The following is a 20,334-nucleotide window of genomic DNA, read 5'->3' as shown; positions in this document are numbered from 1 at the left end:
GCGGGACCCCGATCGGGGTCCCGCGGCGCGTTCGCTCTGGAAGAAACGTCGAGGATCAGTAGCTTTCTACGCATGGGTAACCGTTACTTCGGGCGGAACGACGGTCCACCCCGGGGGCCCGGCGTCCCGCGTTCCCCCGACAAATGCGAAGATGGGTTCTCGGCAGGACAGGGCCCCCACCACAGGGCCGAAGAAGCAAGCGGCCGATTACCAGCCGCCGCCCGGTCACAGAGGACCGGTGCCCGGCGCACATGCATGGAGGACGTGACGTGGCGAACGACGCCAGCACCGTTTTCGACCTAGTGATCCTCGGCGGTGGCAGTGGCGGTTACGCCGCGGCTCTCCGCGCATCCCAGCTGGGTCTCGACGTTGCGCTGATCGAGAAGAACAAGCTCGGTGGCACCTGCCTGCACAACGGCTGCATCCCCACGAAGGCTCTGCTGCACGCCGGTGAGATCGCGGACCAGGCGCGCGAAGCCGGACAGTTCGGTGTCAAGGCCTCTTTCGAGGGCATCGACATCGCCGGAGTGCACAAGTACAAGGACGATGTCATCTCCGGCCTGTACAAGGGCCTGCAGGGGCTGGTCGCCTCCCGCAAGGTGACCTACATCGAGGGTGAGGGCCGCCTCTCCTCCCCGACTTCCGTCGATGTCAACGGACAGCGGATCCAGGGTCGCCACGTGCTCCTGGCCACCGGCTCCGTGCCGAAGTCCCTGCCGGGTCTCGACATCGACGGCAACCGCATCATCTCCTCGGACCACGCGCTGGTCCTGGACCGCGTGCCCGAGTCCGCGATCATCCTGGGCGGCGGCGTCATCGGCGTCGAGTTCGCCTCGGCGTGGAAGTCCTTCGGCACCGACGTCACCGTCATCGAGGGCCTCAAGCACCTCGTCCCGGTCGAGGACGAGAACAGCTCGAAGATCCTTGAGCGCGCGTTCCGCAAGCGCGGCATCAAGTTCAACCTCGGCACCTTCTTCGAGAAGGCCGAGTACACGGAGTCGGGCGTGCGCGTCACGCTCGCCGACGGCAAGACCTTCGAGGCCGAGGTGCTGCTGGTCGCCATCGGTCGCGGTCCGGTCTCGCAGGGCCTGGGCTACGAGGAGCAGGGCGTCGCGATGGACCGCGGCTACGTCCTGGTCGACGAGTACATGCAGACCAACGTGCCGACCATCTCGGCCGTCGGTGACCTCGTCCCGACCCTCCAGCTCGCGCACGTCGGCTTCGCCGAGGGCATCCTCGTCGCGGAGCGTCTGGCCGGCCTGAAGGCCGTCCCGATCGACTACGACGGCGTTCCGCGCGTGACGTACTGCCACCCCGAGGTCGCGTCCGTCGGCATCACCGAGGCCAAGGCCAAGGAGATCTACGGTGCGGACAAGGTCGTGGCCCTGAAGTACAACCTGGCGGGCAACGGCAAGAGCAAGATCCTGAAGACCGCGGGCGAGATCAAGCTCGTCCAGGTCAAGGACGGTGCCGTGGTCGGCGTCCACATGGTCGGTGACCGGATGGGCGAGCAGGTCGGCGAAGCCCAGTTGATCTACAACTGGGAGGCCCTGCCGGCCGAGGTCGCGCAGCTCATCCACGCCCACCCGACCCAGAACGAAGCGCTCGGCGAGGCCCACCTGGCCCTGGCCGGCAAGCCGCTTCACGCACACGACTGATCGTTCGCGGGCGCGACGACCACTTCCGCACTTTCGTTAGGAGCAACTGAAACCATGTCGGTTTCCGTAACCCTTCCGGCGCTCGGTGAGAGCGTCACCGAGGGCACTGTCACCCGCTGGCTGAAGGCCGAGGGCGAGCGCGTCGAGGCCGACGAGCCGCTGCTCGAAGTCTCGACCGACAAGGTCGACACCGAGATCCCGTCGCCCGTCTCCGGCATCCTGGCCTCCATCAAGGTCGCCGAGGACGAGACCGTCGAGGTCGGCGCCGAGCTGGCCGTCATCGACGACGGCTCCGGCGACGCGGCCCCGGCCGAGGCTCCGGCCGCCGCCGAGGCTCCGGCCGCTCCGGCCGCCGAGACCCCGGCTTCGGCCGCGGAGGCCCCCGCGGCCCCCGCTGCTCCGGCTGCCGAGGCCCCTGCCGCCGCCGCTCCGGCCGCGTCCGGCACCGATGTCGTGCTGCCCGCGCTGGGCGAGTCCGTCACCGAGGGCACCGTCACCCGGTGGCTGAAGGAGGTCGGCGAGTCCGTCGAGGCCGACGAGCCGCTGCTCGAGGTCTCCACGGACAAGGTCGACACCGAGATCCCCGCCCCCGTCTCCGGCACCCTGCTGGAGATCCTGGTGGCCGAGGACGAGACCGCCGAGGTCGGCGCCCGTCTGGCCGTCATCGGCGTCGCCGGTGCCGCGCCGGCCGCCGCCCCTGCCGCCGCCGCTCCGGCTCCGGTCGCCGCCCCGGCGGCTCCGGCCGCCCCGGCCGCCCCGGCTCCGGTCGCTGCCCCGGCTCCGGCCGCTCCGGCTCCGGTTGCCGCTCCGGCCGCCGCCGCTCCGGTCGCGGCTCCGGCTCCGGCCGGCGACGAGGGCGCGTACGTGACCCCGCTGGTGCGCAAGCTCGCCTCGGAGTCCGGCGTCAACCTGTCGACGGTTTCGGGCACCGGTGTCGGTGGCCGCATCCGCAAGCAGGACGTCATCGCCGCCGCCGAGGCCGCGAAGGCCGCTGCCGCCGCTCCGGCTCCGGCCGCCGCTCCCGCCGCCAAGGCTCCGGCCGCCGCGGTCTCCGAGCTGCGCGGTCAGACGGTCAAGATGACCCGCATGCGCAAGGTCATCGGCGACAACATGATGAAGGCCCTGCACTCGCAGGCGCAGCTCAGCTCCGTGGTCGAGGTGGACATCACCAAGATCATGAAGCTGCGCGAGAAGGCCAAGGCCGGCTTCCTCGCCCGCGAGGGCGTCAAGCTGTCCCCGATGCCGTTCTTCGTCAAGGCCGCGGCCCAGGCGCTGAAGGCCCACGCGGTCGTCAACGCCCGGATCAACGAGGACGAGGGCACCATCACCTACTTCGACTCGGAGAACATCGGCATCGCCGTGGACTCCGAGAAGGGCCTGATGACCCCGGTCATCAAGGGTGCCGGTGACCTCAACCTGGCGGGCATCTCCAAGGCGACCGCCGATCTCGCCGGCAAGGTCCGCGGCAACAAGATCACGCCGGACGAGCTGTCGGGCGCGACCTTCACCATCAGCAACACCGGCTCGCGCGGTGCGCTGTTCGACACGGTGATCGTGCCTCCGAACCAGGTCGCCATCCTGGGCATCGGCGCCACGGTCAAGCGCCCGGTGGTCATCGAGACCGCCGAGGGCACCAACATCGGCATCCGCGACATGACGTACCTGACCCTGTCCTACGACCACCGCCTGGTGGACGGCGCGGACGCGGCCCGGTACCTCTCGGCCGTCAAGGCGATCCTTGAGGCCGGCGAGTTCGAGGTCGAGCTCGGCCTGTAAGGTCCCCGGACCGAAACGCCGTATACGAGGCCCCCGCCCGGATTCGTCCGGGCGGGGGCCTCGTCGTTGTAACGAGCCTCACCAAGCGTCACCCGCGAGGAACGCATCGCAGCAGGCCACGACCGCCGTATTGTCTACGGCATCAGGCCCCGCGTGCCCCCACAGGAGATGAAGCGCCGATGATCACCCCACCCGTCGTGCACTCGCTGCGCGAGCAGATCCGCGAGCACATCGTGGAGGGGATCGTCAGCGGCCGCTGGAAGCCCGGCGAGCGGATCGTGGAGCGGCGCATCGCCGTCGAGCTGGAGGTCAGCCAGACGCCCGTGCGCGAGGCCCTGCGGGAGCTGGAGACGTTGCGGCTCATCGAGTCGGCCCCCAACAAGGGCGTGCGCGTACGGAACCTCTCCGCGGCCGACCTGGAGGAGATCTACCCCGTCCGGGCCGGGCTGGAGCAGATCGCCGCCGAGCTGGCGGCGCCCCGCCTGGCCACCGACTGCACGGCCCTGGAGCCGCACGTGGCGGCCCTGTGGGAGGCCGACCGCACCGAGGACGGCACCGCGCAGGTGAGGCACACCGTGGGCTTCCACCGGGAGATGGTGCGGGCCGCCGGGAACAGCGTGTTGCTCCACACCTGGGAGTCCCTGGGCATCGAGGTGTTCACGGCCCTGTCCATCCGGTGGCTGGGAACGGTCCAGAAGTCCTACGCCGAGGAGCACGAAGCCCTCGTGGCGGCGTTCCGGTCCCAGGATCCGGACATCGGACTGCTCGTGAAGCGGCACGTCCTGGGCTGCGCCCCGCGCGCCTGAACGCGGCCCGCCGGGCGGGTCCGGGACGCTCTCCGGGCCCCCCGCGAAACCGTCGTCGACCTGCGCTTTCGAGCGGATCTCCAGGTGTTTTCCGGCACCGTGTCGTGCACTCGGTCCACGGGCACGCCGTGCCTCCGTCAATGGCACCGGGTGCCGACTTTCGCCGGAGTGACATTTATTTGTCACTTTTATTTGATCGATCATCGATCAGCGCTTTACAGTCAACGCGGACCCCACCGGGTCCAACGACCCTGTCCTGCCCGTCAGGGTTCTTATCACCACCACCTCTCCTTTGTCCGGAAGGCGGCGCACACCGATGTCCGACCCCGTAGGAAAGCTTCCGAGCGAGCTCGACCAGCTCCCGGACCGCGACACCGAGGAGACCGCCGAATGGGCGGCCTCACTCGACGCCGTCGCCAAGGCCGCCGGTACGCGCCGCGCCGAATACCTGCTCCGCCGCACGCTCCAGCACGCCGAGGCCGCCGGCCTCGCCCTGCCGAAGCTGCTGGAGACGGATTACGTCAACACCATCCCCACCTCCGCGGAGCCCGAGTTCCCCGGTGACATGGAGATGGAAGCCCGGATCACCGCGTGGAACCGCTGGAACGCGGCCGCCATGGTGACCCGCGGCTCCAAGTACGGCGTCGGCGGCCACATCGCCACCTTCGCCTCCGCCGCGTGGCTGTACGAGACCGGCTTCCAGCACTTCTTCCGCGGGAAGGAGGCCGACGGATCGGGCGACCAGCTCTACATCCAGGGCCACGCCTCCCCCGGCATCTACGCCCGCGCCTTCCTCGACGGACGCGTGTCCGAGCAGCAGCTCGACAACTTCCGCCAGGAGTCCGGCGGCAACGGCCTGCCGTCCTACCCGCACCCGCGGCGCCTGCCCTGGCTGTGGGAGTTCCCCACGGTCTCCATGGGCCTCGGCCCGCTGTCGGCGATCTACCAGGCGCGCTTCAACCGCTACCTGCAGAACCGCAGCATCAAGGACACCGCCAACTCGCACGTCTGGGCCTTCCTCGGCGACGGCGAGATGGACGAGCCCGAGTCGACCGCCGCCCTGGCCCTGGCCTCCCGCGAGCAGCTCGACAACCTGACCTTCGTCATCAACTGCAACCTGCAGCGCCTCGACGGTCCGGTCCGCGCGAACTTCCGCGTCGTCCAGGAGCTGGAAGCCCAGTTCCGCGGCGCCGGCTGGAACGTCATCAAGTCGCTGTGGGGCTCCGCCTGGGACGAGCTGTTCCAGCTCGACACCACGGGCGCCCTGGTGCGCCGCCTGCGCGAGGTACCCGACGCGCAGTTCCAGACGTACGCGACCCGCGACGTGGCCTACATCCGCCAGCACTTCTTCGGCGCCAACGCCGAGCTCGTGCAGCTGGCCGGCGTGCTGTCCGACGCGAAGATCGCCGAGTGCTTCCACAGCTCCCGCGGCGGCCACGAGCCCCGCAAGGTCTACGCCGCGTACAAGGCCGCCCTGGAGCACAAGGGCGCGCCGACGGTCATCCTCGCGCAGACCGTCAAGGGCTACACGCTGGGTGCCGGGTTCGAGTCGAAGAACGCGAACCACCAGATGAAGAAGCTGACGATCGACGAGTTCAAGGACATGCGTGACCTCCTTGGCCTCCCGATCCCGGACAGCGCCTTCGCCGACGGCGTCGTCCCCTACGGTCACCCGGGCGCGGACAGCCCCGAGGTCCGGTACCTGAACGAGCGCCGCGCGGCGCTCGGCGGTCCCGCCCCGGCCCGCAGCGTCAAGCACGTCGCCCTGCCGGCGCCGGCCGACCGTTCCTTCGCCCCGCTGCTCAAGGGTTCCGGCAAGCAGGAGATGGCCACCACCATGGCCTTCGTCCGCCTCGTCAAGGACCTGATGCGGGACAAGGAGACCGGCAAGCGCTGGGTGCCGATCGTGCCCGACGAGGCCCGTACCTTCGGCATGGAGTCCCTCTTCCCGTCGGCCGGCATCTACTCGCCGCTGGGCCAGACGTACGAGCCGGTCGACCGCGACCAGCTCATGTACTACAAGGAAGCCAAGGACGGCCAGATCCTCAACGAGGGGATCACCGAGGCCGGCGCCATGGCCGACTTCATCGCCGCCTGCACGTCGTACGCGACGCACGGCGAGCCGATGATCCCCTTCTACATCTTCTACTCGATGTTCGGCTGGCAGCGCACCGCCGACCAGATGTGGCAGCTCGCCGACCAGCTCGGCAAGGGCTTCATCGTCGGCGCCACCGCCGGTCGCACCACGCTGACCGGTGAGGGCCTCCAGCACGCGGACGGCCACTCGCACCTGATCGCGTCCACGAACCCGGCGTCGCTGAACTACGACCCGGCCTTCGCGTACGAGATCGCGGTGATCGTCAAGGACGGTCTGCGCCGGATGTACGGCGAGAAGCCGGAAGACGTCTTCTACTACCTGACGGTCTACAACGAGCCGAAGGTGCAGCCCGCGATGCCCGAGGGCGTCGAGGAAGGCATCCTCAAGGGCCTGTACCGCTTCAACACCGCGGCCGACCTGGCGGAGGCGGCCCCGGCCGCCGACGCCCCGAAGGTCCAGCTGATGGCCTCCGGTACGGCGATCCACTGGGTGCTGGAGGCGCAGAAGCTCCTCGCCGCCGAGTGGAACGTGGCCGCCGACGTCTGGTCCGCCACCTCCTGGGGCGAGCTGCGGCGCGAGGCGCTGGAGTGCGACGAGGCGCTGCTGCGCGGCGAGCTGCGCACCCCGTACGTCACCCGCGCGCTGGAGGGCGTCGCCGGCCCGGTGCTCGCCGTCTCCGACTGGATGCGTCAGGTCCCGGACCAGATCAGCCAGTGGGTGGAGCAGGACTGGACCTCGCTGGGTACGGACGGCTTCGGCCTGTCCGACACCCGTGAGGGCGCCCGCCGCCACTTCGGTGTCGACGCCCAGTCGATCGTCGTGGCCGCGCTGGCCCAGCTCGCCCGCAGCGGCGAGGTACCGGCGTCCTCCGTCAAGGAGGCCCGGGAGCGCTACGGCCTGTAGGCCGCGACGCACCGTGTGACCCGCCCGTGAGGCGGCCCGCCCAGGAGGGGACGGGCCGCCTCTCGGCGTTTTCCGCCCGTGTCGCACGGCGGCCCCGCCCGCCATCCGGCCCTCACGGTCCGCGCGCGGGGGGGGGCCGGGCGGGTGTCGGACACCGGCCTTTGGCCGTATGAGCGGTGGCGGCGCGGGGGTTGACCCGTGATGCTGGAGCGGTGATGGACGAGACGGAGTTCTGGGAGATCGTCGACCGTACCCGCGAGGCCGCCGAGGGCGACCCCGAGGAGCACGCCGAGCTGCTGGTCGATCGGCTGGCACAGCTCGATCCGGATTCCGTCCTGGACTTCGCGCGGCACTTCGAGTCGCGCTACAACCGGGCGTACACCTGGGACCTGTGGGGCGCCGCATGGGTGTTGCTGGACGGCGCGAGCGACGACGCCTTCGACTACTTCCGGTGCTGGCTGATCGGGCAGGGCCGGGAGGTCTTCGAGGGCGGGGTCCACGACCCGGACCACCTCGCGGAGCTGCTGGGCGAGTTCGACGAGGAGATCGACGGGGACGGCGAGGAGCTCGGGTACGCGGCCGACGAGGCGTACGAGCAGCTGACCGGTGCGGTGGCCCCGGACCTCGGCGTGCCGCTCCAGCCGGCCGAGCCGGAGGGCACCGCGCTGGACTTCGAGGACGAGGCCGTGCTCGCGCAGCGCTTCCCCCGGCTCTGGGACCGCTTCCGGGACTGATCCCCGGCTCGGCGGGCCGCTTTCCGTCCGGGTCGTCTCCTGCGGATCCCGTCGGTCAGGTCCGCGTCGTCCGGTGCTGGGCCTCGGCGCGCTGCCGGGGCTCCCGCGTACTGGGCGTACCCGGGTGCCCCGGCAGTGCGGCGGGGTGCGGCGCCGGTCCGCACCGCCCCGACAGGATCCGACGGGTACTAGTAGTGCGTGCCGCCGTCGATGCGGATCTCGGTGCCGGTGATGAACGCACCGTCCTCGGAGCCGAGCATGGCGACGACCCCGGCCACCGTCTGGGGGCCGGCGAAGCCCTGGCCGAGGGCCGGGGCGAGCTTGGTGAACAGGCTCCAGTCGGTGTCCTCGGGCAGGCCGGGGCCGTTGCCGGTGGTCATGCCCGACTCGATGGAGCCGGGGGCGACGGCGACGAAGCGCAGGCCCTGCTTGCTGTACTCGGCGGCCAGGGCGTGGGTCATGGACTGGATGCCGCCCTTGCTGGCCGCGTAGGCGGACATGTAGGGGTGGGCGAAGGACGCCGAGGTGGAGCTGAAGTTCACGACCACCGGCTGGTCGCCCGCGAGGAGCGCGGGGAGCGACTCGCGGATCATCAGGAAGGTGCCGGTCAGGTTGACCGAGATGACCTTGTTCCAGAAGTCGAGTGTGGTCCGGTGGGTGTGCGCGGAGCGCAGGATGCCCGCAGCGTTGACGAGGACGTCGAGGCCGGTGAGGGCGTCGACGGCGTCGGCGACGCCCGTCTGCACGGCGGCTTCGTCGGATATGTCCAGGACTGCGGTGCTGAGCCGGTCGGCGTGACCGTCGGCGGCGGCCCGGTCGGCCGTGACCTGGAGACCGGCCTTGTCGACGTCCACGGTGTGGACCCGGCCACCTTCGGCGAGGATGCGGTGGACGGTGGCCCGGCCGATGCCGGACCCGCCGCCGGTGATGAGGACGCGACGTCCTTCGTAACGGTTCATGGGCGAAGCGTACCGAGTTGATGGCACGTTTTGCCAGACTGTCAATGCATGCAATCGCCCGCATGCCGGACGGTACGCTTCACCTGTGAGATCTCCTCGTCCGTACTCCCCCCAGAGCGGCCCCGGGACCCAGTCGCTGACCGAGCGCCGCAAAGCCGCCACCCAGCTCGACATAGCCCGCGCGGCCTGCGAACTGTTCGCCGAACACGGTCCCGACGGCACCACAGCCGAAGACATCGCCCAGCGCGCGGGCGTGGCACTGCGCACCTTCTACCGCTACTTCCGCAACAAGCAGGAGGCCGTGGGCCCGCTGCTGGCGGGCGGCGGCGACGCCTGGCGGGCCCTGCTCGCGGAGGAGGACCCGGGCACCCCGCTGGGAGAGGCGCTGGCGCGGGCGATAACCCGGTCGCTGAGCGACTCCCAGGCGGTCGAGGAGGGGTTGGAGGTGACCCGCGGGCTGCTGCGCGCCGCCACGGGCGACGAGGCCCTGCGGGCGGTCTGGTACCGGGTGAACCAGGATTCCGAGGAGCGCCTGGTCCCGGTGATCGCCAGGCTCGCCGGCCCGGGGGCCGAGCCGCTGGCCGTACGCCTGCTGGCCGCCGCCGCCACCGACGCGATCCGGGTCTCGCTGGAACTCTGGTCGGCCACCGACGCCCCCGTGGCGGGGCCCGGCTCCCCCGCCGAGATGGCGGTGCGCTGCCTGCACGACCTCACCGGCGCGATGCCGCTGCTGCGCGACCCGGCGGCCCGGACCTAAGGCCTGTCGTCGAAGTCCCGTCGTCGCCCGGAGGCGGGCGGACGGGAGTTCGACGACAGGTCCCAGGGCCCGTCGGCTCCGGCGTCGAAGCGCCGTGGAGGAGCCGCCGGGAACGCGGGAGGCCTCCGGAGGCCCGATGGCCACCCGGAGGCCCGCCGTACGTCGGCGCGCCGGTCGGCGCTAGTCGTTGTAGCGGTACCCGCCGCCCCAGCCGTCGTTCCAGCCGCCGCGGTGGTCACCGTCGTCGTAGTAGTAGTAGCCGCGGTCGCCGTCCCCGCCGTAGTAGTGGGGGTTCCAGTTGCCGCGCCAGTTGGCGTCGTAGTAGTTCGAGTTGTAGTAGCGGTCGTTGTCGCGCCAGTCCGGCTCGTACCAGCCGCCCACGCCCTGCCCGCAGTACCGACTGTCCCAGTTGCGGTCGCAGCAGTCGTCATGGCGCGAGTCGCACCAGCCTCCGCCGCCACCTCCCCCGCCTCCGCCCCCGGTGACCGCGGCCGAGGCGCTGCCGACGGGCAGGAGGCCCATGGTGAGCCCTGCGGCTCCTGCGACGACTGTGGCGATGATCCTGCGGCGCATCTTCATGCACCTCCGAACATGTCTCGCTCATCCGGCATTCGGGTCATTTCAACCCTCACCCGGCCCGGGCGGCCTGTCAAAGCGAAAAGGCCTCCCGCCGCACTCCGTGGAGTGCGGCGGGAGGCCTCTCATCAGGCATGACCCGGTGTTTCGAGGGCTACGACCTAGAGGTCGAAGTACAGCTCGAACTCGTGCGGGTGCGGACGCTGCGCGATCGGGGCGATCTCGTGCGTGCGCTTGTAGTCGATCCAGGTCTCGATCAGGTCGGGGGTGAAGACACCGCCGGCCAGGAGGTACTCGTGGTCCTCCTCCAGGGCCTTGAGGACGTCCTCAAGGCTGGTCGGGACCTGCGGGACGCTCGCGTGCTCGTCGGGCGAGAGCTCGTAGAGGTCCTTGTCGATCGGCTCCATCGGCTCGATCTTGTTCTTGACACCGTCGAGGCCCGCGAGCAGCAGCGCCGCGAAGGCGAGGTACGGGTTGGACGACGGGTCCGGGGCGCGGAACTCGACGCGCTTGGCCTTCGGGTTGGAGCCCGTGATCGGGATGCGCATCGCGGCGGAACGGTTGCGCTGCGAGTACACCATGTTGACCGGCGCCTCGAAGCCCGGAACCAGGCGGTGGTAGGAGTTCACCGTCGGGTTGGTGAAGGCCAGCAGCGACGGGGCGTGCTTGAGGATGCCGCCGATGTAGTAGCGGGCGGTGTCCGACAGGCCCGCGTAGCCGGCCTCGTCGTAGAACAGCGGGTCGCCGTTCGCCCACAGCGACTGGTGCACGTGCATGCCCGAGCCGTTGTCACCGAAGATCGGCTTCGGCATGAAGGTCGCGGTCTTGCCGTTGCGCCAGGCGACGTTCTTCACGATGTACTTGAAGAGCATCAGGTCGTCGGCCGCGGCGAGCAGCGTGTTGAACTTGTAGTTGATCTCGGCCTGACCACCGGTGCCGACCTCGTGGTGCTGGCGCTCGACCTGGAGGCCCTGGGCGTCCAGCTCGAGGGAGATCTCGGCGCGCAGGTCGGCGAAGTGGTCGACCGGGGCTACGGGGAAGTAACCACCCTTGTAGCGGACCTTGTAACCACGGTTGTTCTCCTCGGAACCGGTGTTCCAGGCGCCGGCCTCGGAGTCGATGTGGTAGAAGCTCTCGTTCGCGGTGGTCGCGAAGCGCACGCTGTCGAACACGTAGAACTCGGCCTCGGGGCCGAAGTACGCGGTGTCGGCGATGCCGGTGGAGGCGAGGTACGCCTCGGCCTTCTTCGCGATGTTGCGCGGGTCACGGCTGTAGGCCTCGCCCGTGATCGGGTCGTGGATGAAGAAGTTGATGTTGAGCGTCTTGTCCTTGCGGAACGGGTCCAGACGCGCGGTGCTGATGTCGGCACGCAGCGCCATGTCGGACTCGTGGATCGCCTGGAAGCCGCGGATCGAGGAGCCGTCGAAGGCCAGCTCCTCGTTCGGGTCGAACGCCCGCCCCGGGATGGTGAAGTGCTGCATCACACCAGGCAGGTCGCAGAAGCGGACGTCAACGAACTTGACGTCGTTCTCCTCGATGTACTGCTTCACTTCGTCGGCGTTCTGGAACATCCAACTCCTCCTACTCCCGGCCCCGGGGCAGGGGCGGGTTTTATAGCTCGTGGTGCGTCAGTGCGGTGCCGCACGCTGACCCGACCATAAGCAGACGGGATTTCCCAAGCATGACCCATTTGTTTCGCACAAGTTAACCAGGGTCCCGTCGGAGCTCGATGGAGCACCACCGGTACCGTGGTCGAGTGGACAACAGGCAAGCAATCGGATCCTGGCTTTCCGGCCCCCGTGCGGCCGCCGAGGACATGGGCGTCGACTTCGGCTATCCGGGCCAGCAGCTCGGCCTGCCCCGGTCGGGGCCCGGCTCCGTGGCCCGCTTCGGCCGCCGGATCGGCGCGGTCGTCATCGACTGGGTCGGCTGCCAGCTCATCGCATACGGACTGATCACGGGGGGCCGACTGGGCGCCACGGGCAACTGGACGCTGGGGCTCTTCGTCATCCTGACGATCCTCACCGTGGGGACCGTGGGCTTCACCCCCGGCAAGCGGATTCTCGGACTCCGGGTCATCGGGCAGGACGGCAACCGTCTCGGCATCGTCCGCGTGGTCATCCGTACCGTGCTGCTGGCCCTGGTCATCCCGGCCCTGGTCTGGGACCGGGACGGACGCGGCCTGCACGACCGACTGGCCGGCGCGGTCCAGGTCCGCATCTAGGGCGGGCCTTGGAAGGGACGTACGACGCAGGGGCGCCCCCGGGCCGGATGGCTTCGGGGGCGCCTCTGCGTCGTACGTGTGTCACGTGTCGTGCGTCGTACGTGTGTCGTACGTCGGGCCCGCGCCGCCCCGTCGTATACGGAAGGCGGAGCGGCCCTCTAGGCCACCAGGGCCTGTCGTCGAAGTCCCGTCGTCGCCCGGAGGTCCTAGCGTCCGCGGGGCGGGCGAGCGGAACCGCCGCGCCCGGGCATCGGACCCTTCGGCACCGGCATGTTGCTCATGAGGTCGCCCATGGCCCGGAGCTTGTCGTTGACCTGGGTGATCTGCGGACCGGACAGGACGCGCGGCAGCTTCAGCAGCGTCGTACGGACCTTCTTGAGCGGCACCTCGCCCTCGCCGGTACCGACGATGAAGTCGTGCACCGGAACGTCGGGCATGATCCGGGCCAGCTTCTTCTTCTCGGCCGCGAGCAGGGTCTTCACCCGGTTCGGGTTGCCCTCGGCGATCAGGACCACGCCCGCCTTGCCGACGGCCCGGTGGACGATGTCCTGGTTCCGGTTCATCGCGACGGCCGGGGTGGTCGTCCAGCCCCGTCCCACGTTGTCCAGTACGGCCGCGGCCGCGCCCGGCTGTCCTTCCATCTGCCCGAAGGCAGCGCGCTCGGCCCGTCGCCCGAAGATGATCGCCATCCCCAGGAACGCCACCAGGAAGCCCAGGATGCCCAGGTAGACCGGGTGACCGATCAGGAAGCCGATCGCAAGAAAGACACCGAAGGTGACGATTCCCACGCCCGCGACGATCAGACCGACCTTCGGGTCGGCCTTGCGCGTCATCTTGTACGTCAGGGCGATCTGCTTCAGTCGCCCGGGGTTCGCAGCAGTCTCTGCGTTTGACTTCCTCGCCATGAGGCGAAGTTTACGTGGCCCGCGGGGTCCGGGTGGCCGCGGCCTCGACCACGTGCTCGGTTTCGACCCGGTCCTTGGCCCTGCGGCGGTCCTCCAGGACGGCCGTCCAGGCGTTGCGGCGGGCGCCGCTCATGAGCAGCGACTCGATGCCGCGGAAAGCCTCGGCGACGGACGGGATGGCGATGGCGCGTACGGGCGCGGCCTGCATGATGTCGGTCCCTCTCTCGGAGCTCGCATCGAAGGGCGTGTGCGGTGCGTGGACCCAGCGTCACTGACTGGTGTTACCAGGGCATGACCGGCCGGTCAAACGTGATGAAATATTGACGCGGCCCCCAGGCTCTCCCGATAAGAGCCTAGGGGCCGCGTCGACACAGTGTTACCGCTTAGTAGGTTTATGTGAACGACTTCACATCACCGGGAACCTGCGCTCCGGCTCGGCCGCGCTTCACGAAAACCCCGTCGAGCTCCGCCTCGCCACCACTACGGCCGCGCGCCCGCCCTCGTACCTCGGACGGACCCGCAACCTACGCTCCGGCTCGGCTGCGCTTCTCCATGGCCTGGGTGTAGAGGCGACCCGCCCTGTACGACGAGCGGACCAGGGGGCCCGACATCACGCCCGAGAAGCCGATGTCCTCGGCCTCCTTCGCCAGCTCGACGAACTCCGCCGGCTTCACCCAGCGCTCGACGGGGTGGTGGCGCGGCGAGGGCCGCAGGTACTGGGTGATGGTGATGAGCTCGCAGCCGGCCGCGTGCAGGTCGCGCAGCGCCTCGCTGACCTCCTCGCGCTCCTCACCCATGCCGAGGATCAGGTTCGACTTGGTGATCAGGCCGTACTCGCGGGCCTTGGTGATCACGTCGAGCGACCGCTCGTAGCGGAAGCCGGGGCGGATCCGCTTGAAGATGCGGGGCACGGTCTCGACGTTGTGCGCGAAGACCTCGGGACGGGAGGCGAAGACCTCCTCCAGCAGCTCCGGCACCGCGTTGAAGTCCGGTGCGAGCAGCTCGACCTTGGTGTGACCGCTCTCGCGGTGCGCCGTCTGCTGGTGGATCTGGCGCACCGTCTCCGCGTACAGCCACGCGCCGCCGTCGGGCAGGTCGTCGCGGGCGACACCGGTGATGGTGGCGTAGTTCAGGTCCATGGTGACCACGGACTCGCCGACACGACGCGGCTCGTCCCGGTCCAGGGCCTCGGGCTTGCCCGTGTCGATCTGGCAGAAGTCGCAGCGCCGGGTGCACTGGTCGCCACCGATGAGGAAGGTGGCCTCGCGGTCCTCCCAGCATTCGTAGATGTTCGGACAGCCGGCTTCCTGGCACACCGTGTGCAGTCCTTCGCCCTTCACCAGGGCCTGCATCTTGGTGTACTCGGGGCCCATCTTCGCCCGGGTCTTGATCCACTCGGGCTTGCGCTCGATGGGGGTCTGGGCGTTGCGGACTTCGAGGCGCAGCATCTTGCGTCCGTCGGGTGCGACTGCGGACACGACCGGCTCCCTGTGACTTCGATTCTTCGGCGCCCACCAGGGTACGCCCGTAATTTCGTACGCTCTTACGTCCGCCAACCTGGGGGCCGCCGGACGCATTCCCGGGGCCGTCAGCCCACGGCCGGCTCGATCTCGCGGGGCCGCAGCTCGGCCTGCTCCAGAACGTCCTTCAGGTGCCGTTCCGCGACGGGCAGCACCTCGGCGATGGTGATCTCGCGGCCCAGCTCGTACGAGAGCGAGGTCACACCGGCGTCCCGGATGCCGCAGGGGATGATCCGGTCGAACCAGGTGCTGTCCGGGTTCACGTTGAGGGAGAAGCCGTGCATGGTGACGCCCTTGGCGACGCGGATCCCGATCGCCGCGAGCTTGCGGTCCTCGCGGCGCTGGCCCGCGTTGGAGGGGGCGTACTCGGGACCGTTGAGGCGGGCGTCGAACTCCTCGTCGTGCAGACGGGGGTCGAACTCCAGGGAGAGGCCGCCGATCTTCGGGCGCTCCTCGACGGGGTCGCCGAGCACCCACACCCCGGAGCGGCCCTCGACCCGGGTGGTCTCCAGTCCGAACTCGGCCGCCGTGCGGATCAGTGCGTCCTCCAGGCGACGGACGTGCGCCACCACGTCCACCGGGCGGGGCAGCTTCATGATCGGATAGCCGACCAGCTGGCCCGGTCCGTGCCAGGTGATCTTGCCGCCGCGGTCCACGTCGATGACGGGCGTCCCGTCGAGGGGGCGCTCGCTCGGATCGGTGCGCCGACCGGCGGTGTACACGGGCAGGTGCTCCACCATCAGGCAGGTGTCGTCGATCTCGTCCGCGAAGCGGGCGGCGTGGACGCGCCGCTGCTCGTCCCAGGCCTCGGTGTACTCGACCGATTCCGGCCCGAAGCCCAGATGGACAAACCGAAGCTCAGTCACCGCAGCGCCTCCTCGTTGAACCTGCTGTGTGCACGTACCGCACCCGGCCAAGGGTACGGCGGCTGCCGCGGGCTCCTTCAGGCCCCCGTCGCGAGACGCCTCGGGGCCTGGTCCGAGCAGGTTCCGGGCCGGATTCCGCGTACGCGTCGGGGTGGTGAGCCGCGCGGGGCGCGCGCGTCATGGGCCGCAGCGTATGCGGAGGTCGCGGGTCGGTCCGTAAAGGGCCCTACCCATTCTGCACACGATCGGATGAATGTGGGGCAGAGAGGGCGGTGCGGGCGGAGTTCGCCGCTACATTCACGCCGTTCACAGGGCCGGGACCCCGGTCCGTCACGTCAGGAAACCGTGGAGCCGATGACGGAACGACCTGCCCAGCGCGTCCCCAACCGGCAGCTCGCGGCGCTGATCGCGGAAGCCGGGTTCTCCAACGCCGGGCTCGCCCGCCGCGTCGACCAGCTCGGCCTGGAGCACGGTCTGGACCTGCGCTACGACAAGACCTCCGTGACCCGGTGGCTGCGCGGCCAACAGCCCCGCGGCACGACCCCCGCGCTGATCGCGGAGGTCTTCACCCGGCGCCTCGGGCGACGGCTGTCGGCGCAGGACCTCGGCCTCGACGCGTGCGCCCCCGTCTACGCCGGGCTGGAGTTCGCGGCCACCCCCGAGGAGGCCGTGGACATCGCGAGCGGGTTGTGGCGCAAGGACTCCGGATCGCACGCCGAGCTGCGCAAGATCGCCTTCACCCCGGCCGGCCTGGTCGTCCCCAGCCGGGACTGGCTCATCGGCCGGGCCGACGAACGCGTCGGACGCGGCACGGACGCCGTCGCCTCCCGCGTCCCCGCGCAGGGCCGCGCATCGGTCCCCCGCCAGCGCCAGGTCGACCGCGGCCCCGGGCAGCGGGTCACCGGCGGGGACATCGCGGCGCTGCGCTCGGTGAGCGAGCTGTTCCGCACCCTCGACCACGCCTACGGCGGCGGCCACGCCCGTCAGGCCCTCGTGCGCTACCTGGAGCACGAGGCCGAGCCGATGCTCCGCGGCACCTACGGCGAGACCACCGGCCGGCGGCTGTTCTCCGCCGCCGCCGACCTGACCCGGCTCGCCGGCTGGACCTCGTACGACATCGCCGCGCACGGACTCGCCCAGCGGTACTTCGTCCAGGCGCTGCGCCTCGCGCAGGCCGCCGGGGACCGGCCGTACGGGTCCTACGTCCTGGTCACCATGAGCCGGCAGGCGGTCTACCTCGGCCACGGCCGCGAGGCCGTCCAGCTGGCCCGGGTCGCCCAGCAGGGCGTCGGCTCGGGCCCCCCGCCGGTGGTGCAGGCGCTGCTGCACGCCGCCGAGGCGCGGGGGCACGCCGTCCTCGGCGAGGTGCGGTCCGCGACGGCCTCCCTGGTCCGCGCCGAACGCGCCCTGGGCGCGGGCCGGCCGGGGGACGACGTACCGCCGTGGGCCCGGTTCTTCGACGAGGCGCAGCTCGCCGACGAGTTCGGGCACTGCCACCGGGACCTCCAGCAGTACCGGGCCTGCGCCCAGCACGCGGAGCGCTCCCTCCAGTTGCGCTCGCCCGGCTACGCCCGGTCCCGGCTGTTCTGCCGGGTGGTGCTGGCCACGGCCCGGCTGGGGCTGGGCGAGCTGGACCAGGCGTGCGCGTTGGGCGCGGAGGCGGCGCAGCAGGCGATGGAGATGCGGTCGGTGCGCGCGGTGGAGTACGTACGGGACTTCGAGCGGCGGCTGGAGCCGTACCGGGACGCTTCGGCGGTCCGGACCTACCGGGACCGGGTGGCGGCGCTGTCCTGATCGGGCGGGGTGAGGACGGGGGTTTGGGGTCGGGGTCGGGGTCGGGGGGGTGGGGCCGGGGCCGGGGTCGGTCGCGGGCGGACGTGCGGAGGCCCGGTCCCGTGGTGGGACCGGGCCTCGGCCGGGGTGGTTCTCAGGCCACCGCCGGAAGGGCCGGTTCCGGGGCGGCCGGGAGCGGGATGCCGAAGTCGCGCAGCAGGGCCGTGGCCGCCCGGCGCGCCGAGTGCAGGGCGCCCTGGACGGTGTTGGAGTCGCGGTGGTCCCCGCACACGTAGAGCCCCGCCAGGACCCGTACGGGGCGCCGCTGGTCGTACGGCGGGGGCATCGCGGGCACGGCCTCCGGTGTGTGGTGCACGGCGAGACAGTCCCAGTCCCGGGTCGAGGTGTCGTAGAGCCGGGCCAGCCGTGAGGCCACCGTCCGCGCGGGCGGCGGCGGGCCGTGGACGGTGGTGGTGACCAGGCTGCGGCCGGCCGGTGCCCGGCTCGGGTCGACCGCGCTCATCACGGTGGTGTGCGCGAGCGGCCACTTCGGGTCCGCGTCCAGGAGCAACGAACCGTCCCAGGGCAGCGGCGCCGGGGTCGCGTGGTGGATGACCGTCACCTCGTGGAAGCGCGGCACCCGCAACCCCGGGAGCAGTTCGGCAGCGGCCCGGGCGCCCGTCGCGAGGACCACGGAGCGACAGCGGAAGTCCCCGTGCTCCTCGGTGGTGACCAGGCTCGTCGCCACCGAACGGACCCGGACCCCGGTGCGCACCGTGCCCGGCGGCAGGGACTCGGCGAGCAGCCGGGGCAGGACCGCCGCCCCGCCCTCGGGCACGGCGAGCCGGCCGCGGACGAAGGTGCGCAGCGCGAGGTCGGCGACGCGGCTGGAGGTGGTCAGGTCCGGGTCGCGCAGCAGGGTGGACAGCAGGGGGCGCAGGACCCCGTTCACGGTGCGCGGTGGCAGGCCCCGGGAACGCAGCGCGGTGAGCGCCGAGCGCTCCGGGCGGGCCAGCACCCGCTCCTGCGGAAGCGCGGCGAGCCGGCCGAGGGCGGCGCTGAGCCGGGCCTGGTCGAGGGAACCACTGGCCAGCGCGCGGGCGGGGGTGAGCGCCCCGGCCCGCTGCTGCTTGCCGTCGACTCCGTGCACCAGCACTCCGGGGGCGAAGGGCCGCAGCCTGAGGCCCTCCAGGCCGGGGGTGCGGGCCGGTTCGGTGTACGAGGTGTTGAGGAGCTGCCCGATCCGGTCGAGGTGGAAGCCGTCGGTCGATCCGGTGGCCATGCGGCCTCCGGGATCGTCGGCGGTCTCCAGGACGGTGACCGTGACCCCCGCCGCGATCAGGTGGTGTGCGGCCGCGAGTCCTGAGACCCCGGCTCCTACGATGACGACGTCCGCGAGCTGTGCGGTGTGGTGCGCGGCATGGTGTGTGCTGCTGAGCACGTGCCCCTCCCCGAGGTCGGCGCGGCTGTGTGGGAACCTCCTTCCCCCATCGGGCTCCAGGAGAACCCGAGTCCGGTGGGGTATTGCGCACAACTCCGGTCGCATGGTGGTCGCATACGGGTCACGAACGGTCGCACGTGGGCGGTTCGGGAGCGCGTGGGGCGCGTGGGGCGCGTCTGGATGCTGGGGCGGTGTGGGTGGGCTGGGGCGGGGCGGGGGCTCAGGCCAGCGCGGCCCTGATGGAGTCGTCGATGCCGGGGTGGCGGAAGACGAATCCGGACTCCAGCAGTCGGGCGGGGCGGACCCGCTGACTGCCCAGCACGTCCTCGGAGAACTCCCCGATCGCGATCCGCAGGGCCGGCGCGGGAACGGCGAACAGGGTCGGGCGGTGCAGCACCCGGCCCATGGCGGCGGTGATCTCACGGTTGGTCAGCGGTTCGGGCGCGGTCAGGTTCACCGGGCCGGAGAGGTCGGGGGTGTCGATGAGGTGCCGCAGGGCGGCGATCTCGTCGTGCATCGAGATGAACGACCAGTACTGGCGGCCGTTGCCGAGCCGGCCGCCGATGCCGGCCCGGAAGACGGGGAACAGCTTCCCCCACGCCCCGCCCTCGGAGGCGACCACCAACCCGGTACGGGCGAAGACGGTGCGCACGCCGGCGTCGCGGGCCGGGGAGGCGGCCGCCTCCCACTCCACGCACACGGACGGGAGGAAGCCCTGCCCCGCCGGCGCGCTCTCGTCGACGGCGCGGTCGCCGGTGTCGCCGTAGTAGCCGATGGCGCTGCCGCACACCAGGACCGGCGGGGGGCTGTCGAGGCCGGCCACGGCCCGGGCGATGGCGGCCGTCCCGAGGACCCGGCTGTCGCGGATCTCCCGCTTGTAGGCCGCCGACCAGCGGCTGTCACCGACGCCGGCCCCCGCCAGGTGCACGACGGCTCCGCAGCCGGCGAGCCCGGCCGGGTCCACGTGGCCGCCTGCGGGGTCCCACCGGGCCTCGTCCGGGGCGGTGGGCGCGCGGCGTACGAAGCGGACCACGTCGTGGCCGTCGGAGCGGAGGGACTGGACGAGGGCCTGACCGATGAGTCCGGAGGATCCGGTGATGGCGATGCGCATGGGCCCAGTCTGCCGCCGCTGCCCTGGCCGGGCGGGTTCCCGCCCCCACCGGCCACGCCGGGCGCCCCGGGGTGGGGTCGGGGGTGGGGCGGCTGCGGGTGGGTCGGGACGGGGCCGGTGCGGGAGCTGCGGGTGGGGCGGGGCCGGTGCCGGGGTGGGGTGTCGTCCGGGACGGGCATGATTTATGGCGCCCCGTCCGGGTCTCCTGTTGCGGGGCGGTACCGCGC

Annotated in this window: 17 protein-coding genes; 8 read left to right on the top strand and 9 right to left on the bottom strand. The window is 71.1% G+C overall.

All coding sequences use genetic code 11. From position 1 onward, the window contains the following. Nucleotides 1-269 precede the first annotated feature (269 nt). From lpdA to ACFVS6_RS41255, 5 genes are all read left to right on the top strand, one after another. Nucleotides 270-1,658, top strand: a complete 1,389-nt coding sequence (gene lpdA, locus ACFVS6_RS41275; RefSeq protein WP_281204577.1) for a dihydrolipoyl dehydrogenase — start codon at nt 270-272, stop codon at nt 1,656-1,658. A 54-nt stretch (nt 1,659-1,712) separates the two neighbouring features. Continuing rightward, nucleotides 1,713-3,434, top strand: coding sequence for a 2-oxoglutarate dehydrogenase, E2 component, dihydrolipoamide succinyltransferase (gene sucB / locus ACFVS6_RS41270; protein ID WP_389711683.1), 1,722 nt, complete (start codon nt 1,713-1,715; stop codon nt 3,432-3,434). Between the two features lie 182 nt (nt 3,435-3,616). Next, nucleotides 3,617-4,240, top strand: a complete 624-nt coding sequence (locus ACFVS6_RS41265) for a GntR family transcriptional regulator (RefSeq protein WP_281210856.1) — start codon at nt 3,617-3,619, stop codon at nt 4,238-4,240. A 316-nt stretch (nt 4,241-4,556) separates the two neighbouring features. Further along, on the top strand, nt 4,557-7,241 hold the full coding sequence (aceE, locus tag ACFVS6_RS41260; RefSeq protein ID WP_389711682.1) for a pyruvate dehydrogenase (acetyl-transferring), homodimeric type: 2,685 nt from the start codon (nt 4,557-4,559) through the stop codon (nt 7,239-7,241). Nucleotides 7,242-7,456: 215 nt separating this feature from the next. Continuing rightward, nucleotides 7,457-7,975, top strand: a complete 519-nt coding sequence (locus tag ACFVS6_RS41255; RefSeq protein ID WP_389711681.1) for a DUF4240 domain-containing protein — start codon at nt 7,457-7,459, stop codon at nt 7,973-7,975. Between the two features lie 188 nt (nt 7,976-8,163). On the opposite strand, the gene ACFVS6_RS41250 is transcribed toward ACFVS6_RS41255, so the two are convergent. Further along, nucleotides 8,164-8,934 (bottom strand): SDR family NAD(P)-dependent oxidoreductase, encoded by a 771-nt coding sequence (locus tag ACFVS6_RS41250; RefSeq protein WP_389711680.1) that lies wholly within the window; start codon nt 8,932-8,934, stop codon nt 8,164-8,166. An 85-nt stretch (nt 8,935-9,019) separates the two neighbouring features. On the opposite strand from ACFVS6_RS41250, the gene ACFVS6_RS41245 reads away from it, so the two are divergent. After that, nucleotides 9,020-9,691 (top strand): TetR/AcrR family transcriptional regulator, encoded by a 672-nt coding sequence (locus ACFVS6_RS41245; protein WP_389711679.1) that lies wholly within the window; start codon nt 9,020-9,022, stop codon nt 9,689-9,691. A gap of 180 nt (nt 9,692-9,871) precedes the next feature. On the opposite strand, the gene ACFVS6_RS41240 is transcribed toward ACFVS6_RS41245, so the two are convergent. After that, a complete protein-coding gene (locus ACFVS6_RS41240) occupies nt 9,872-10,264 on the bottom strand; it encodes a hypothetical protein (protein WP_389711678.1) in 393 nt (130 codons plus the stop codon). Between the two features lie 164 nt (nt 10,265-10,428). Continuing rightward, nucleotides 10,429-11,838, bottom strand: coding sequence for a type I glutamate--ammonia ligase (gene glnA / locus ACFVS6_RS41235; protein ID WP_031148608.1), 1,410 nt, complete (start codon nt 11,836-11,838; stop codon nt 10,429-10,431). Nucleotides 11,839-12,023: 185 nt separating this feature from the next. Between glnA and ACFVS6_RS41230 the strand changes: the two genes are divergently transcribed. Beyond that, on the top strand, nt 12,024-12,491 hold the full coding sequence (locus ACFVS6_RS41230) for an RDD family protein (protein ID WP_389711677.1): 468 nt from the start codon (nt 12,024-12,026) through the stop codon (nt 12,489-12,491). A gap of 206 nt (nt 12,492-12,697) precedes the next feature. Here the strand turns inward: ACFVS6_RS41230 and ACFVS6_RS41225 are convergent, their stop codons facing one another. The 4 genes from ACFVS6_RS41225 to lipB all read right to left on the bottom strand — a co-directional run bounded on the left by ACFVS6_RS41225 (nt 12,698) and on the right by lipB (nt 15,782). After that, complete coding sequence (locus tag ACFVS6_RS41225; protein WP_362877238.1) at nt 12,698-13,396, bottom strand: DUF4191 domain-containing protein; 699 nt, start codon at nt 13,394-13,396, stop codon at nt 12,698-12,700. Between the two features lie 10 nt (nt 13,397-13,406). Then, entirely contained in the window at nt 13,407-13,604 is a 198-nt protein-coding gene (locus tag ACFVS6_RS41220) for a hypothetical protein (protein WP_389711676.1), read from the bottom strand. Nucleotides 13,605-13,920: 316 nt separating this feature from the next. Next, complete coding sequence (gene lipA, locus ACFVS6_RS41215; protein WP_362877236.1) at nt 13,921-14,874, bottom strand: lipoyl synthase; 954 nt, start codon at nt 14,872-14,874, stop codon at nt 13,921-13,923. A 110-nt stretch (nt 14,875-14,984) separates the two neighbouring features. Beyond that, entirely contained in the window at nt 14,985-15,782 is a 798-nt protein-coding gene (lipB, locus tag ACFVS6_RS41210) for a lipoyl(octanoyl) transferase LipB (protein ID WP_389711675.1), read from the bottom strand. A gap of 354 nt (nt 15,783-16,136) precedes the next feature. Here lipB and ACFVS6_RS41205 point away from each other — a divergent pair, with 354 nt between their 5' ends. Next, nucleotides 16,137-17,576, top strand: a complete 1,440-nt coding sequence (locus tag ACFVS6_RS41205) for a regulator (protein WP_389711674.1) — start codon at nt 16,137-16,139, stop codon at nt 17,574-17,576. 133 nt (nt 17,577-17,709) lie between these two features. On the opposite strand, the gene ACFVS6_RS41200 is transcribed toward ACFVS6_RS41205, so the two are convergent. Beyond that, entirely contained in the window at nt 17,710-18,996 is a 1,287-nt protein-coding gene (locus ACFVS6_RS41200; RefSeq protein WP_389711673.1) for an NAD(P)/FAD-dependent oxidoreductase, read from the bottom strand. Between the two features lie 220 nt (nt 18,997-19,216). Next, nucleotides 19,217-20,107 carry a TIGR01777 family oxidoreductase gene (locus tag ACFVS6_RS41195; RefSeq protein WP_389711672.1) on the bottom strand — a complete coding sequence of 297 codons (891 nt, stop codon included), beginning with the start codon at nt 20,105-20,107 and terminating at the stop codon, nt 19,217-19,219. Between the last annotated feature and the right edge of the window lie 227 nt (nt 20,108-20,334).

It is taken from the genome of Streptomyces sp. NPDC057939, from assembly GCF_042887545.1.
Taxonomy (GTDB): domain Bacteria; phylum Actinomycetota; class Actinomycetes; order Streptomycetales; family Streptomycetaceae; genus Streptomyces.
The sequence above is the reverse complement of the archived record's forward strand: the minus strand, read 5'-3'. Positions and strand labels throughout refer to the sequence as shown.

What these genes read in the sequence shown, in the direction of transcription:
- ACFVS6_RS41220 (WP_389711676.1), bottom strand. Translation starts at nt 13,604, where the DNA reads ATGCAGGCCGCGCCCGTACGCGCCATCGCCATCCCGTCCGTCGCCGAG.
- ACFVS6_RS41205 (WP_389711674.1), top strand. Translation starts at nt 16,137, where the DNA reads ATGACGGAACGACCTGCCCAGCGCGTCCCCAACCGGCAGCTCGCGGCG.
- sucB (WP_389711683.1), top strand. Translation starts at nt 1,713, where the DNA reads ATGTCGGTTTCCGTAACCCTTCCGGCGCTCGGTGAGAGCGTCACCGAG.
- ACFVS6_RS41225 (WP_362877238.1), bottom strand. Translation starts at nt 13,396, where the DNA reads ATGGCGAGGAAGTCAAACGCAGAGACTGCTGCGAACCCCGGGCGACTG.
- glnA (WP_031148608.1), bottom strand. Translation starts at nt 11,838, where the DNA reads ATGTTCCAGAACGCCGACGAAGTGAAGCAGTACATCGAGGAGAACGAC.
- ACFVS6_RS41250 (WP_389711680.1), bottom strand. Translation starts at nt 8,934, where the DNA reads ATGAACCGTTACGAAGGACGTCGCGTCCTCATCACCGGCGGCGGGTCC.
- ACFVS6_RS41255 (WP_389711681.1), top strand. Translation starts at nt 7,457, where the DNA reads ATGGACGAGACGGAGTTCTGGGAGATCGTCGACCGTACCCGCGAGGCC.
- aceE (WP_389711682.1), top strand. Translation starts at nt 4,557, where the DNA reads ATGTCCGACCCCGTAGGAAAGCTTCCGAGCGAGCTCGACCAGCTCCCG.
- ACFVS6_RS41240 (WP_389711678.1), bottom strand. Translation starts at nt 10,264, where the DNA reads ATGCGCCGCAGGATCATCGCCACAGTCGTCGCAGGAGCCGCAGGGCTC.
- ACFVS6_RS41195 (WP_389711672.1), bottom strand. Translation starts at nt 20,107, where the DNA reads ATGCGCATCGCCATCACCGGATCCTCCGGACTCATCGGTCAGGCCCTC.